General features: G+C 71.9%; 1 pseudogene. It reads left to right on the top strand.

The annotated features are described in order from the left end of the window. Positions 1-306 (top strand): annotated as a pseudogene (locus OQ02_RS39815) (ATP-dependent chaperone ClpB); the annotation flags it as partial.

Genomic DNA, 306 nt, shown 5'->3' with positions numbered 1-306 from the left:
TCAACCGGGTCGGCGAGCTGAAGGAGCGCCTCGACGAGACCCGCGGCCGCGCCGAGCGCGCCCAGCGCGACGGGGACTTCGACACCGCGTCCAAGCTGCTCTACGGCGAGATCCCGGCCCTGGAGCGCGAGCTGGAGGAGGCGAGCGAGGCCGAGGCCCAGCAGGAGTCCGCCAAGGACACGATGGTCAAGGAGGAGGTCGGCCCCGATGACATCGCGGACGTGGTCGGCTCCTGGACGGGCATCCCGGCCGGGCGTCTGCTGGAGGGCGAGACGCAGAAGCTGCTGCGCATGGAGGACGAGCTGG

This window comes from Saccharothrix sp. NRRL B-16314 (assembly GCF_000716595.1).
In the GTDB taxonomy this organism is placed as follows: domain Bacteria; phylum Actinomycetota; class Actinomycetes; order Mycobacteriales; family Pseudonocardiaceae; genus Actinosynnema.
The sequence above is the reverse complement of the archived record's forward strand: the minus strand, read 5'-3'. Positions and strand labels throughout refer to the sequence as shown.